This is a genomic window from Desulfofundulus sp. TPOSR, from assembly GCF_011393055.1.
Lineage (GTDB): Bacteria > Bacillota > Desulfotomaculia > Desulfotomaculales > Desulfovirgulaceae > Desulfofundulus > Desulfofundulus kuznetsovii.
This window is the reverse complement of sequence record NZ_JAAOEF010000001.1, coordinates 590,149-603,922: the sequence shown is the minus strand read 5'-3', so window position 1 is coordinate 603,922 and position 13,774 is coordinate 590,149. Positions and strand designations below refer to the sequence as shown.

The 13,774-nt window shown below is 55.8% G+C and carries 15 protein-coding genes, 1 pseudogene and 1 riboswitch; of the genes and pseudogenes, 12 read left to right on the top strand and 4 right to left on the bottom strand.

Annotated features, from left to right (window positions below):
• The first annotated feature begins 116 nt into the window (after positions 1-116).
• The 10 genes and pseudogenes from G7K71_RS03150 to G7K71_RS03105 form a co-directional block, all read left to right on the top strand.
• Positions 117-296: a hypothetical protein gene (locus G7K71_RS03150; protein WP_166343441.1), complete on the top strand. Its 180-nt coding sequence runs from the start codon at positions 117-119 to the stop codon at positions 294-296.
• On the top strand, positions 293-1,360 hold the full coding sequence (locus G7K71_RS03145; RefSeq protein WP_166343439.1) for a glucose-1-phosphate thymidylyltransferase: 1,068 nt from the start codon (positions 293-295) through the stop codon (positions 1,358-1,360). Before G7K71_RS03150 ends, G7K71_RS03145 begins: the two co-directional genes overlap by 4 nt.
• A 19-nt stretch (positions 1,361-1,379) precedes the next feature.
• On the top strand, positions 1,380-1,841 hold the full coding sequence (locus G7K71_RS03140) for a dTDP-4-dehydrorhamnose 3,5-epimerase family protein (protein WP_166343437.1): 462 nt from the start codon (positions 1,380-1,382) through the stop codon (positions 1,839-1,841).
• Complete coding sequence (rfbD, locus tag G7K71_RS03135) at positions 1,834-2,691, top strand: dTDP-4-dehydrorhamnose reductase (protein WP_166343435.1); 858 nt, start codon at positions 1,834-1,836, stop codon at positions 2,689-2,691. Before G7K71_RS03140 ends, rfbD begins: the two co-directional genes overlap by 8 nt.
• 17 nt (positions 2,692-2,708) lie before the next feature.
• Positions 2,709-3,764 (top strand): dTDP-glucose 4,6-dehydratase, encoded by a 1,056-nt coding sequence (gene rfbB / locus G7K71_RS03130; protein ID WP_166343433.1) that lies wholly within the window; start codon positions 2,709-2,711, stop codon positions 3,762-3,764.
• A 188-nt stretch (positions 3,765-3,952) separates the two neighbouring features.
• On the top strand, positions 3,953-4,591 hold the full coding sequence (locus G7K71_RS03125; protein ID WP_166343431.1) for a YkgJ family cysteine cluster protein: 639 nt from the start codon (positions 3,953-3,955) through the stop codon (positions 4,589-4,591).
• Between the two features lie 144 nt (positions 4,592-4,735).
• A riboswitch (cyclic di-GMP riboswitch) is annotated at positions 4,736-4,826 on the top strand.
• Positions 4,827-4,922: 96 nt separating this feature from the next.
• On the top strand, positions 4,923-5,555 hold the full coding sequence (locus tag G7K71_RS03120) for an HD-GYP domain-containing protein (RefSeq protein ID WP_166343429.1): 633 nt from the start codon (positions 4,923-4,925) through the stop codon (positions 5,553-5,555).
• Between the two features lie 65 nt (positions 5,556-5,620).
• Positions 5,621-5,989 (top strand): hypothetical protein, encoded by a 369-nt coding sequence (locus G7K71_RS03115; protein ID WP_166343427.1) that lies wholly within the window; start codon positions 5,621-5,623, stop codon positions 5,987-5,989.
• Between the two features lie 3 nt (positions 5,990-5,992).
• A complete protein-coding gene (locus tag G7K71_RS03110) occupies positions 5,993-7,396 on the top strand; it encodes an ATPase domain-containing protein (protein WP_166343425.1) in 1,404 nt (467 codons plus the stop codon).
• A pseudogene (locus tag G7K71_RS03105) lies at positions 7,393-8,667 on the top strand (diguanylate cyclase); the annotation flags it as partial. The gene G7K71_RS03110 and the pseudogene G7K71_RS03105, both read left to right, overlap by 4 nt.
• Positions 8,668-8,838: 171 nt before the next feature.
• Here G7K71_RS03105 and G7K71_RS03100 read toward each other — a convergent pair.
• From G7K71_RS03100 to G7K71_RS19745, 4 genes are all read right to left on the bottom strand, one after another.
• Positions 8,839-10,230 carry a ferrous iron transporter B gene (locus G7K71_RS03100; protein WP_166343423.1) on the bottom strand — a complete coding sequence of 464 codons (1,392 nt, stop codon included), beginning with the start codon at positions 10,228-10,230 and terminating at the stop codon, positions 8,839-8,841.
• Entirely contained in the window at positions 10,202-10,972 is a 771-nt protein-coding gene (locus G7K71_RS03095) for a FeoB small GTPase domain-containing protein (RefSeq protein WP_166343421.1), read from the bottom strand. Before G7K71_RS03095 ends, G7K71_RS03100 begins: the two co-directional genes overlap by 29 nt.
• Positions 10,973-11,156: 184 nt before the next feature.
• Positions 11,157-11,390: a FeoA family protein gene (locus tag G7K71_RS03090; protein ID WP_166343419.1), complete on the bottom strand. Its 234-nt coding sequence runs from the start codon at positions 11,388-11,390 to the stop codon at positions 11,157-11,159.
• A gap of 318 nt (positions 11,391-11,708) precedes the next feature.
• Positions 11,709-11,840 (bottom strand): hypothetical protein, encoded by a 132-nt coding sequence (locus tag G7K71_RS19745; RefSeq protein WP_279286271.1) that lies wholly within the window; start codon positions 11,838-11,840, stop codon positions 11,709-11,711.
• 599 nt (positions 11,841-12,439) lie between these two features.
• On the opposite strand from G7K71_RS19745, the gene G7K71_RS03085 reads away from it, so the two are divergent.
• Together G7K71_RS03085 and G7K71_RS03080 are read left to right on the top strand one after the other, a co-directional pair.
• Complete coding sequence (locus tag G7K71_RS03085; protein WP_166343417.1) at positions 12,440-13,225, top strand: GAF domain-containing protein; 786 nt, start codon at positions 12,440-12,442, stop codon at positions 13,223-13,225.
• Positions 13,191-13,634 carry an HD-GYP domain-containing protein gene (locus tag G7K71_RS03080; RefSeq protein WP_166343415.1) on the top strand — a complete coding sequence of 148 codons (444 nt, stop codon included), beginning with the start codon at positions 13,191-13,193 and terminating at the stop codon, positions 13,632-13,634. Before G7K71_RS03085 ends, G7K71_RS03080 begins: the two co-directional genes overlap by 35 nt.
• Positions 13,635-13,774 lie beyond the last annotated feature (140 nt).

Genomic DNA, 13,774 nt, shown 5'->3' with positions numbered 1-13,774 from the left:
CCTTGTATTTGGCCAGATATTTCCCCAGCGATCTGGAGAGGGCGGTGGCGCTGGCCTGGCGTCGAGGTCGAAAAACATAGAAAACACCCATGCTACCATGTTATAATTGTTCATATATGGAAGGAAAAACGAACCACTGCATCCATATGGAAACCATCTGGAACAATCTGGCCAGCGCATCGCCCGGCCAGTGGGTGACCCGGGCGCTGCCGCTGCGGGACGCGCGGCACCCGCGCCTGCGGGATGCCGGTGATAACTTTGTTTACGGTGTTCTGAAAGGGGGAGGAGCAGTTTGAAAGCTCTGGTACTGGCCGGCGGGAAGGGCACGCGCCTGCGGCCCCTAACCTATACCACGGCCAAGCAGCTGATCCCCGTGGCCAACAAGCCCATCATCTTTTACGTGCTGGAGCAAATCGCAGCGGCGGGGATAGATGATGTGGGGGTAATCATTTCACCGGAAACGGGCGAAAACGTGAAAGACGCCGTGGGGGACGGTTCCCGCTGGGGAATAAAGATCACCTACATACTGCAGGAGACTCCCGCCGGGCTGGCCCACGCCGTGAAGACGGCCCGGGAATACCTGGGGGATGCCCCCTTTTTGATGTTTCTGGGGGATAACCTCATCCAGGGCGGCGTCGGGTCCTTTGTGCGGGACTTTGCCGCCGGCGAAGCCGGCGCCCTCATCCTGCTCAAAAGGGTAAAAGATCCCCGGGCCTTTGGCGTGGCCGTTCTGGACGGCCGGAACCACGTTGTCCAGTTAATTGAAAAGCCAAAGGACCCGCCCAGCGATCTGGCCCTGGTGGGCGTGTATCTCTTCCGGCCGGCCATTCACGAAGCCATCGGGCGCATAAAACCCTCCTGGCGGGGGGAGCTGGAGATCACCGATGCCATCCAGGAGCTCATCCATATGGGCTGTCCGGTGGAAGCCCGCATCCTGGAGGGCTGGTGGCTGGACACCGGCAAAAAGGACGATATCCTGGAGGCCAACCGGGTGGTGCTGGACGAGTTCGCCCGGCGGGACGTCCGGGGAGAGGTGGATGGCAATAGCCAGGTGGTGGGCCGGGTGGAAATAGGGGAGGGCAGTCGGGTGGTGAATAGCGTCGTCCGGGGGCCGGTGGTCATCGGCAGTGGAGTTAGCATCATTGACTCTTTTGTAGGCCCCTACACCGCCATTGCCGGCGGCAGCCACCTGGAACGGGTTTCCCTGGAACATGCGGTGGTGCTGGAGAACTGCCGCCTGGTGGACGTGGAGCACATCGAGGACAGCCTTATCGGGAGCAACACCCGGGTGGTCCGGGCCGGCGGCCGCCGCCGGGCCCTGCGCCTTTTCGTGGGCGACGACGCGGAAGTGGTAATTTGAGAGCAGGAGGGGTTTTTTTATGGAGCTGATCGGCGGCGTGCAGGTAAAGAAGCTGCGCCTGATCCCCGACGAGCGGGGTTTTCTCATGGAGATGCTGCGCTCTGACTGGCCGGAGTTTGACAGGTTCGGGCAGGCCTACATCACTGCCTGCTACCCGGGAGTGATCAAGGCCTGGCACTACCACAAAATCCAGTGGGACCACTTTGTCTGCGTGGGGGGTATGGCCAAAGTGGTGCTCTACGACCCGCGGGAGGGCAGCCCCACAAAAGGGATGATCAATGTGTTCCACCTGGGCTACCTCAACCCCTGCCTTTTGAAGATCCCACCGGGGGTTTATCACGGTTTTACCGCCGAAGGCAACCAGACGGCCTTAATCGTCAACTTCCCCACGGAGCTGTACAACTACGAACAGCCCGACGAATACCGCCTGCCCTATAACGACCCCTCCATTCCCTATTCCTGGGAGGTGCGGCATGGTTAGGCGGGTGCTGGTCACCGGCGCCGCCGGCATGCTGGGCCGGGCGGTGACCGCGGAGTTCGGGCGGCGCGGGGAAGAAGTGCTGTTCTTTTCCCGCCGGGAACTGGACATCACCGACTTCGCAGCGGTGCGGTCCGCCCTGTGGCGGCTGCGGCCCCGGGTGGTGGTCAACTGCGCCGCCTTTACTGACGTGGATGGTGCTGAAACCAGCCGCGAGCGGGCCTTCCTGGTCAACGGCCTGGGACCCCGGAACCTGGCCCTGGCCTGCCGGGAAATGGATGCTGTACTGGTGCATGTGAGCACCGACTACATTTTTGACGGCCAAAAGGGTGAACCCTACGGCGTATATGACCCCCCGAATCCCCTGAACGTCTACGGTAAAAGCAAGCTCTGGGGCGAGCGGGCGGTGGCGGAGGCCGGCTGCCGCTGCTTCATCGTGCGCACCAGCTGGCTCTTTGGCCCCGGGGGCAGGAACTTCGTGGAGACCATGCTCCGGATCGGCCGGGAAAGGGGCGCCGCCCGGGTGGTCAGCGACCAGCGGGGCTGCCCCACCTACACGGTGGATCTGGCCCGGGCCATTGCCGACCTGGTGGAAAGCGGCCGGTACGGCACCTACCACGTCACCAACAGCGGCAGCACCACCTGGTACGAATTTGCGGCGGCAATATTCAAACTGGCCGGCCTGGAGGTGGAACTGGCCCCCTGCTCCACGGCGGAGTTTCCCCGCCCGGCCAGAAGACCGCTCTATTCGGTGCTGGACCCGTTTCCCTTGAAGGAAACCACCGGCTACCTGCTCCCGCCGTGGGCAGACGCCCTGGAAAGGTACCTGTCGGAAAGACAAAAAATAACTTAAAAGGAGCAATGTGATCAATGAAACTGCTGGTTACCGGCGGAGCCGGATTCATCGGCTCCAACTTCATCCGCTATATCCTGCAGGCCCGCCCCGGGGTTACGGTCATCAACCTGGATAAGCTCACCTATGCGGGCAACCTGGAAAACCTGGCCGATCTTGCGGACCACCCCCGCCATGCGTTCATCCACGGTGACATCTGTAACCGCCGCCTGGTGGGGGAGATTTTTTCCCGCGGCGTGGACGCGGTGATCAACTTTGCCGCCGAGTCCCACGTGGACCGCAGCATTATGGACGCCTCGCCCTTCATCGAGACCAACGTGCGGGGCACCCAGGTGCTTCTGGACGCGGCCGCGGAATACTGGAAGGAGAGGTTTGGCGGGCGGGCGGTTGCCGGGTCTGAAAGGCCCGTGATCTTCGTCCAGGTCTCCACCGACGAGGTTTACGGCTCCCTGGGGCCAAAGGGGCGCTTTACGGAGGAGAGCCCTTTAAAGCCTTCCAGCCCCTACTCTGCCAGCAAGGCCGCCGCCGACCTTCTGGCCCTGGCCTATCACCACACCCACGGCCTGCCGGTGGTTATCACCCGCTGTTCCAATAACTACGGTCCCTACCAGTTTCCGGAAAAGCTCATCCCCCTCATGATCACCAGCGCCCTGGAGGATAAACCCCTGCCCGTGTACGGCGACGGCTTGAACGTGCGGGACTGGCTGCACGTGGAGGACCACTGCCGGGCGCTGGAGCTGGTTCTCTTCCGGGGGAGGCCCGGGGAGATCTACAACATCGGCGGCCATGGGGAGCGCACCAACCTGGAAGTGGTGCGGGTAATCTTGAAACTTCTGGGTAAGCCGGAAAGCCTTATTCGTTTTGTCAAAGACCGGCCCGGCCACGACCGCCGCTATGCCATCGACCCCTCGAAGATCACCCGGGAGCTGGGCTGGCGGCCCCGGCACACCTTCGAGGAGGGGCTGGCGGCAACAGTAGAGTGGTACAAACAAAACCGCTCCTGGTGGGAGCGGATAAAGTCCGGTGCTTACCGGGAGTATTATCAGAAGATGTACGGGGCAATAAATGCTTGAAGCAATTTTTCTCTGCGGGTATACCCGGCGCCTAATACCATTGCCAGGGCTGCGGAGGTAATTATCGCCCGCACGGCCCGGGATTGGCACCGGCGCCACCCGAGGGGTATGGGGATGGGGAGTCATCGAGGTTCAGCTGGGTGAATACCTGGAAGAAGACTACATCGTGCGCTTCGACGAGAAAGAAGGTGCAAAACATTAACAGGGATGGCTGTATACGGTGCGGCACCTGCTGCCTGAAGGGCGGGCCGGTCCTCCACCACGAGGACAAAGGCATACTGCTGGCCGGGCATGTGGGATACCAGCACCTGGTAACCATCAGGAAGGGTGAACCGGCCTATGACCCTGTCCTTGACACCGTTAGGCCGGTGGAACGGGAACTGGTCAAGATGCGCGGGAAGGAGAAAGAATGGTCCTGCTGCTTTTTTGATGAAAAAAGCTCATCGTGCACCATTTACGAGCACCGCCCGCTGGAATGCCGGCTGTTGAAGTGCTGGGATACCTCGGCACTGGAAGGCCTGGTTGGCAAAAACACCATCGTACGTGCCGATATTATCAATTCCCGGGACCCGATTACAAAGGTGATTGAGATGCATGAGCAGGAATGTCCCTACCAGGAGGTTGAAGAGTTGCTCTCCAGCCTTTCCCGGGGAACGGATAAATCGAAAACCCTGGCCAGACTGAATGAGCTTGTCCGGAAAGACCTGGCCATACGTTTTTTCGCCATAAAGGAATTGGGATTGCGGGAGGAGTTTGAACTTTTTATTTTCGGCCGCCCTTTATTTAAGGTGCTGAGTTCCCGGGGGATACCGGTTCGTTTGGCCTGAAACTTGATTTTCATCGCCCGGGCCGAGAAATTGGGAAGCAGGGCAGATGATGCTGTAGTTATATGTAGAATCAAGAAGGAAAGTTAACGGTAATGTTGAAATACCTCTTGAAAAAATATTGAAATACCTCCTGAAAATTCGCAACTTTCCGGAGGGCAAACCCGGCGAAAGCCGGGGACGCAAAGCCACAGGTCTAAAGTTCCCCGCGGGGAACCATGACGGCTGGGTTGCAAAGGGAGAAAGGAAGCCGCAGGGAAGCATAAAATTTTTCTCCCTGCGGCTTTTCATTTTCTAAAGAAATTTTTAGAATAAATTACGCTGAGGTGCTTCCATGAAATCCACATTTATCCATGCTGCCCGGGCGTTGATGAAATTACAGGAGGTCCGGTTTAAGGTAGCTTCCAATCATTCCTGGCGCGTGGCGGCCTATGCCGCTGCGCTCGCGAAGAAACTGGGTATGCCTGAAAAGGAACAGAATTGTATATACCTGGCCGGGTTACTCCACGACATAGGGAAGCTGGGCATATCCAGTTCTATCCTGCATAAGCCGGGTAAACTGACTGCCGCGGAGTGGGAGGAAATAAAAAAGCACCCTGTTTATAGTTATGAAATCATTTCGGCCATACCGGGGATGAAAGCCATCAGCCTTATGGTCCTTTACCATCATGAAAGATATGACGGTTGCGGGTATCCGGAAGGATTGGGGGGTGAGGCCATTCCCCTGGGGGCGCGAATTCTGGCCGTGGCTGATAGTTTTGATGCCATGACTTCGGATCGGGTTTACCGGCCCAGGATGTCTATAAAAATGGCCACAGAAGAGCTCTACCGCTGTGCTGGTACTCAATTCGACCCGCAGCTGGTGGAAGTGTTTTGCTGCCGGGTTGTGCCTGAGGGGATAAATCCTGAACTCTACCGGATCACTGGCAATGTTCCTGGAGGTGTGAAGCACTTGCGAAATAACTAACCGGGAAACCAGGCCTTATGTTCATACTGGAGCGGTAGCTTTTAGCTGAAATGGAGGGGGCTGTTGTGAGCGAAATCATCGAAAAACGGATCGGACACTATGAAACTTTGCTGAGGGAAATGTGGACAGCGTCGTCCAAGTACCTTGGTACGTTTTCCATGAATCTGCTGGTGGAAAGGGTCGTGTGGGAGGTCTCGCTGGAATACAAGGAGATAGAACTCCTGCAGTACGATCAAAATGGGATATCGTGCGCGAAGATGGCGGCCAGGTTGGAGGAAAACCCGGACCTGCCGGTCGAAGACATGTTTATGAAGTTTATCACCAGGTATGTGGAAATCCTGGCCAGGCTTCTCGGCCATGAAAGAGCGGAAGAGATTAGAAAGAAGCTGGACGAGGAGTTTGCCGGGGATCTTTCTGCTTCCAGGGGGGAATGAGAGATGGAGAGGTTGATAACGGGCATAAAAAATCTCGATTATATTCTCGGCGGCGGCATACCCGCTTATTCACTGAACATCATTTCTGGTTCTCCGGGCAGTGGAAAGACGATATTCGTCCAGAACATCATATTTAACAATGCCAGGAACGGCCTCAAGAGCCTGTACCTGACCACTATATCGGAATCACAGCTGAAGATGGTGAGGCATCTACAAGGTTTTGAGTTCTTCTCGGATGACCTGCTGGGAGACAGGGTTATTTACGGGGATCTGGGGGCCGTCCTGCGCAGTCAGGGCGCGAGCGAGGGCCTGGATTACCTGACTCGAATGATCAAAGAACATTTGCCAAACATAGTTGTAATCGATAGTGTCAAGGTTATAAGGGACCTCTTCCCGGACGAGAAAACCTTCAGGGCCTTTGTTTTTGAGCTGGCTGCCGTTCTATCGATATGGGAGATCACTGCGTTTCTCGTCGGCGAGTACGAAGAACAGGAGTTGACGCGCCTGAGCGAGTTTGCCATCGCCGATGGGATTTTTCACCTTTACGGGCAGGAGGAAAAGCGGTTTCAAAAAAGGTACATGCGCGTCCTGAAGATGAGGGGGACCAGTTTTCAGCATGGGGAACATTTGTTTCAAATTGGTCCTGTGGGGATAGAAGTGTACCCAAGGATGAGACCGGAGGGTGAAGAACTCCGGTACGATGTCAAGCTGGGGCGAAAGGAATTCGGGATCTGTGGACTGGACGAAATGTTGTACGGTGGGTTGCTGGAAGGGACTATCACCCTCATTTCCGGTGCCACAGGTACGGGCAAGACGATGTTTGCCCTTAAGTTCTTGCTGGAAGGGGCTGAGAAAGGCGAAAAGGGGGTATTCCTTTCTTTTGAAGAGCCTGTAGACCAACTTCAGAATACTGCCCGCTATCTGGGCTGGGAGATAGATAAATATCTGGCAGAGGGCCAGCTGGAGATCAAGTTTATTTCCCCCGTAGAACTGGACGTGGATAAACACGCTTTCGAGATACTGGACATGATTGGGGAAAAAAAGGTGGAAAGGTTTGTCATCGACAGCATCTCCTCTTTTGAAAGCAGCGTTACCGATATGCAAAAGTACAGGGATTATCTCTGGGCGATAGGACAACAACTCAGGAGGCGGCACGTAACCACTATTTTTACGGTGCTCAACGAAGACCTCTTTTCGCCCCTGGTGGTATCCAGAGCGCAATTATCCCTGATCACCGATAATATAATCATACTGCGATACGTGGAGGATAATTCCAGCATCAGAAAAGTTCTTGGAATCCTAAAAACCCGTGGAAGCAACCACGACAACTCCCTGAGGGAGTACGAGATCTCTCCAGAGGGGATAAACGTTCTCGGCAGGTTGGCCAAAGCAGACATGCTAAAATGAGGTGTTACTTAGTGCACACGAACCTTTTACTCAGCGTCCCGGTAAGGTACTGGCAGGATTTTCAAGATACGCTGGCCAGGGCCACGAACGCGAACATCTACATCTTTGACGCGAACGGCGCCCCTTTTTCCCGGTTCAGTTTACCGGCTGAATTATGCCAGGAGGTGAATAAAGGGAGGGAGCTCCATAACGAAAAGTGCATCGATTTTTATAAGCTTGCCTGCGGTTCGTTAGAAGAGGAAGACACGATTACCTGTCCTTATGGACTTAAGCTCTGCGCGTACCGTCTGGGCAGCTATGCCCAGAGGATAGGTTATCTCATGGTTGCCCCTTCCAGACACACGACCCTGGTGGAACGCGAGGAAGAGATTGCTTTCATCACGAAAGCACACAATGTTTACCGGACGATCAACGAGGTTTTCAGCGCCATTTTAGAAAAGAACCTGTTAGGGTTGCGTAGACTGGAGTTGAACAGCATCTACGAGATCAGCCGCCTCATGACCTCGATCGTTGAGCTGGACAGGGTTCTGGAACTTATAACTAATTCGTTGATCATAATTTATCAAGCCGACTTGTGCTTTGTCGGCCTCAGGGAAGGTGATAAAATCAGGGTGGCCCAGGGCAAAGGCGTTAACGGCAGCCAGTTGATCGGGAAGGAATGGCCCCTGGTCCACCCGTTGATTGAGCGGATTTTTTCAAAAGTTGAGCCGTCTTCTTTGAGTATTGAGGAGCTTAAGGTTTTACCGGGCTTTACCGGTACAGAGGTTGCTCCCGGAACTGAAATCATGGTTTATCCCCTCTGGACCGCCCTGGGAATTGTCGGGTTGCTGGGTATAGCGGCCCCTGTTTCCCTGGGTGACAGCGGCAGTAAAAACCTGCAGATATATATAAACTTCGCCGCGGTAGCCCTGGCCAATGCGACTCTCATACGCCGCCTGGAAAGAGAAGCCGAAACCGACTACCTGACCGGTTTCCTTAACAGGCGCGTTCTGTGGGATGTGCTGGCTGCCGAGCTCCAGAGGGCAGCGAGGTATGGTTACCACCTGTCGGTTATTTTCCTGGATATAGATGACTTCAAGGCTTATAACGACACTTTTGGGCACCTGGCCGGCGATGTGGTGCTGCAGAAGACGGCAGAGTTAATAAAAAACTCCATCAGGACTACGGATATTGCGTGCCGTTACGGGGGTGAAGAGTTTATAATCATTCTCCCGGGGACAAAAGGGGGAGATGCTGCGAAAGTGGCAGAAAGAATACGTAAATCTATCGAGACTTACCCTTTCCCGCACCGCCGGATTACGGCAAGCCTGGGTGTGGCCCAGGCGAAAAAAAAACGATTCTGCCGACTCGCTGCTTGCAAGAGCGGATCAAGCCTGCTATCAGGCAAAGGAACGAGGGAAAAACCACCTCTGCCTGGACCCATCGTAACACTGTTTGTGAAGTTATACCAGCCCCAGCGCCCGCACCGCCTGCGCCACCGCGAAGCAGACCAGGCAGGCTACGGCCAGGGGGATGGCGGCCGCCCAGAACATCCATTTCAGGCTCTTTGTTTCCCGCTGGATGGTGAACAGCGTGGTGCCGCAGGGAAAGTGCAGCAGGGAAAAGAGCATGGTGCACAATGCGGTCAGCCACGTCCAGCCGTGCCCATGAACCAGAATGTTTTGCAGAACGGTTAAGCTGTCTATTTCCACCATAGTTCCAGCGGATAAGTAGCCCATAAGGAGAATGGGCAGGACAATTTCATTGGCCGGCAGGCCCAGGATGAAGGCCAGCAGGATGAAGCCGTCCAGACCCAGGGCCCGCCCTAGGGGTTCCAGCAAACCCGCTCCCCGGGCAAGCAGGCTCTGTCCTTCAAAGGAGATATTGGCCAGGACCCATATCAGGGCTCCCGCCGGGGCGGCTACAGTTACGGCCCGGGCCAGGACGAAGATCGTGCGGTCCAGTACGGAGCGGACCAGCACCCGGCCCACCTGGGGCGGGCGCAGTGGCGGCAGTTCCAGGGTGAAGGTGGTAGGCACCCCTTTAAGGATGGTTCTTGAAAGGAGCCACGAGGTAAGCAGGGTTATCAATATCCCCGCCAGAATAAGCCCTGCTACGGTAAAGGAAGCGGCCAGAGAGTTGAAACCCGGGGCTGCCGCCGGGCCAACGAATATGGAGGCCAGGGCTATCAGGGTGGGAAAACGGCCGTTGCAGGGGACGAAGTTATTGGTCAGGATGGCGATCAATCTTTCCCGGGGAGATTCAATAATACGGCAGGCCATTACGCCGGCTGCATTGCAGCCGAATCCCATGCTCATGGTTAGCACTTGCTTACCCTGGGTGCCGGCCATCTTAAATAAAGGGTCGATATTGAAAGCCACCCGGGGTAGGTAGCCCAGTTCTTCCAGCAGGGCGAAGATAGGGAAAAAGATGGCCATGGGAGGCAGCATCACCGATACCACCCAGGCTGCGGTGCGGTAGACGCCCGTAACCACCAGCCCGTGCAGCCAGGATGGAGCGTCCAGCCACACAAAGACTTCCAATAGCCGCTTCTCCCCCCAGAACAAGGCCTTTGCCAGTAACTGAGAAGGGTAATTGGCTCCCACCAGGGTTATCCAGAAAGCCAGCCCCAGGAGCAGGAACATAATCGGGAAGCCCAGCAGGCGGGAAGTGAGGATGTCGTCCACTTTATGTTCCCAATCCCTGTGGGGACCGGTTTGCCTGACCACCCGGGCGGCGATGGCTTCCGCCTCCCGGTAGATTGTTTTAACGATGCGGTCCCGTATCTCAAGCTGATGGGCTTCATTCACCACGCCGGGTCCGGCTTCAGGTGGGGCAGTATTTATACCGCTCACGCAAAACACCCCATTCCGGTACCTCAAAGTATTGTCTTATATTATCGAAAGTGTTCCGGTCGTGATCTATTATTCTTAACGCAAGCCAGCGGGCGTTGATCAATTCCTTGATTTCCCCGGGTATTTGCTGTTCCACCTGGGCTACGGCATCTTCGATGTCTGGATCATAAACCATCCGGCGAGGGGTGGGAACTATTTGTCCCCGCACCACGGCGTCGATCCCGGCCTTTAATTCCTTAAGGCCCAGGCCGCTCCTGGCAGCCGTGATTACCACGGGTACACCCAGTTCCCGGGTCAGGCAATCGACATCAATAAAAATGTTTTTCCTGCGCGCCTCATCAATAAAGTTAACGCAAACAATTACCCTGCCGGTAATTTCCATCACCTGTAAAACCAGATTTAAATTTCTTTCCAGGCAGGTGGCGTCGGTGACCACCACCGTGGCGTCCGGCCGGGCAAAACATAAAAAGTTCCGGGCGACCATTTCTTCGGCCGAGTTTGCCAGCAGGGAATAGGTTCCCGGCAGGTCCACCAGGATGTACCTTTTGCCGCCGGAATGAAATGTGCCCTGGGCCTGGAGCACCGTCTTGCCCGGCCAGTTGCCCGTGTGCTGTTTCAACCCGGTCAGGGCGTTAAAAATGGTGCTTTTGCCGGTATTGGGGTTGCCAGCCAGGGCAATTACGGCAGCGTCGGGGTCCGGGGGTATGTTAAACCTTTCGCGCAGTTCGGTTGCAAGGGGCATAAAAACACCTCACTACTTGTGCTGTGGCAGAAGATGCGGATGGCGTACCGCGGTTTTTCAAGGGCTTCGCACAAGCCAGGGGGAGGCGGCGGTAGGGCGGGAGCACAGGAACTGCGGGAAAAGTAGGCCGCCGCCCGGGCAGTTTGCAAAGGTGAGTAGTGCTGCCTTCAGCGCGCCGGCAGTATCATAAGGGTGTCACCAGCACCTGGCCGGCTTCTTCCCGGCGCAGGGCAATTAATGCTCCCCGGATGCGGTAAGCGATCGGGTCGCCCAGCGGGCTGCGCCTTACCGCCTGGACCGGCGTGTCAGGAACCAGGCCCAGGTCCAGCAACCGGCATCTGGTCATGCCCCGTGCTTTTAAAGACACCACCCGTCCCCATTGGCCAATGGGTAGTTCGGACAGCGGCAGGACTTTCACTTCAGCATTCCCCTCCTTATGGAAATTTTAGGGCGACAAAACGATCGCTTTCCCGACGCCCGGTTCATCCTGGAGCAGGTTCACCGTGTCCGGCGTTTCTTTTTCCGGCGGTTATATATTACGGGTTTACGGTTATATTGGTTACTTAAAAATAAAAGAAAACGATGGATGCGCTTCCTGTTAACCCGGCACTATTCGCTGTCGTGCCTGGATAACAAAAAAGCAAGGGGAACGCAAGGTGCGCTCCCCTTATAATTTCAGCCGTATTCAGGTAAATGTTACCATGCCACTGCCGGGCAGGTGGTTGCATTCTTCTTTTTATGCAGCCGGGTTGAGTTTGGTAACTATGAAATGCTTTTCCGTTTCCCAGATCTCCGCCAGCTCATCTTCGTCCGCGAAGCGCCAGCATACCTCTTCCCCTTCGAGCCAGGTCACCAGGTAGGGCATCATTTTCCGCTCCCCCCGCATTTTGTATACTTGTATACAATATTCCCTTAACCCAATCTTAACAAAAAAATCTGGCCCCGGCAAGACCTGAATTGAAAAGAAGAGGGAGAAAGTAGAGCATCGTGAAGGAAGAGCATTTTTTTTGTCGAATAAAGCTCGGGTAAAAATACTGCCTCCGGGAGAGCAGGCCCGGTTAAGGCCGGGGATTAAATAAGGGGTCTTTAGTTTCCTGCAGGTAATCATTATTTGCGCAAAAGAAAAAGACAGGAACGGGGATGATTTCCATGGTGCAGAGGAAAAAGAAGCTTAGCTTTAGAACGTGTGTGTTTTGGGGGGGGGGTAAGGATACCCGGTTATACCATAATATACCTCATATGGATTGTTATGGCGCACATCCTCCCCCGCGTCTACCTGCGTTTCCTACCTTTTTCCCCCTGATTTTCATTCGTCAGGTAATTTCCCAGTATAATTTCCCTGATGCTTGAGGTATTTCCGTGTAATCTATACTTAACTGTGTCATATCGAAACCAGGCTGATACACTGTTGCCTGTGCATTCATCCAGTTGAGAGTATTAGACATACCCATGGGAGTGAAGGTTGAAGTGAACAGCGAGGAAAGGGTTGTCCCAGCTCAGAGTCAGGAGAAAAATTCCGGGACAGCCCCGGATACTAACTGGCTTAAGGCCCATATTCTGATTACCAGAGAAGTAAATCATCTCCTTCTTGAGGTTCGCGAGGAGAGCGAGCTGTTTAAGCGCATTTGCGAGCTTCTCGCCGGGCTCGAATTTATCAGGTTTGCCTGGATTGGTCTTGCCGAGAAAGAGACATTTGGCGTGACGCCCATTGCCCACAGCGGTTTTGAGAACGGCTACCTTCGTTCAGTAAAGGTTACCTGGGACGACAGCCAGACGGATTCCGGACCGACCGGCGCAGCCATCAGAACGGGCGAGCCCGTAGTGGTACGGGATATATGTTGCGACCCGCAGCATACGCCCTGGCGCGAGGAAGCGGTACGCCGTGGCTATGCGTCAGGCGCGGCTGTTCCCCTGGTGCACGAGGGCGAAGTTGTGGGAATCCTTAATGTTTATTCCCACCTGCCGGACGCTTTTGACCCCGAAGAAATGGCCTTTCTCGCCGAAATTGCAGGCGACATTGCCCTTGGGATCAAGAGGCTGCGCCTAGAAAGAAAGCTGGACGAAACGGTCGTCCGGCTCCGGCAGATGCTGTACGGTACGGTGGAGGCTCTCAGCAGGATGCTGGAACTGCGGGACCCGTACACAGCCGGCCACCAGATGCGGGTGGCGCGGCTGGCCTGCGCCATCGCCCGGGAAATGGGGGTGGGCGGAAGACCGGGTGGAGGGCCTCCGGCTCGCCGCGTTGCTGCATGATATAGGCAAGATGGCCATTCCGGCAGAGATCCTCACCGCACCGCGCCGGTTGACGGAACCGGAGTTGCAGCTGATCAGGTTACACCCGGTGCTGGGGTTCGAGGTGCTTAAGGGGATAGAGTTTCCCTGGCCGGTATCGCAGGCAATGCTGCAGCACCACGAGAGAATGGACGGGAGCGGTTATCCGAACGGGCTGCGGGGAGAGGCCATCATTCCCGAGGCCCGGATTCTGGGTGTTGCCGACGTGGTGGAATCCATGGCTTCGCACCGGCCCTACCGGGCCGCCCTGGGTATGGAGGCCGCCCTGGAAGAAATCAGCCGGAACAGCGGCGTCCTTTACGACCCGCAGGTGGTGGAGGCGTGCCTTGCCGTCTGCCGGAACAATCCCGTCGTCCTGGTGCAGGATTAAACTGGCGGTTATCAGGTTGGTGACGGTGGTGTTTCTCCGGGCGGGGTACAGGAAGGCGTTAATGAACGGCGGCGTTATTCTTGACGGTAACTTCAGACAGTGGTTTAATTGAGTTAGAAGTAATCATGAAGGCCGGGTTG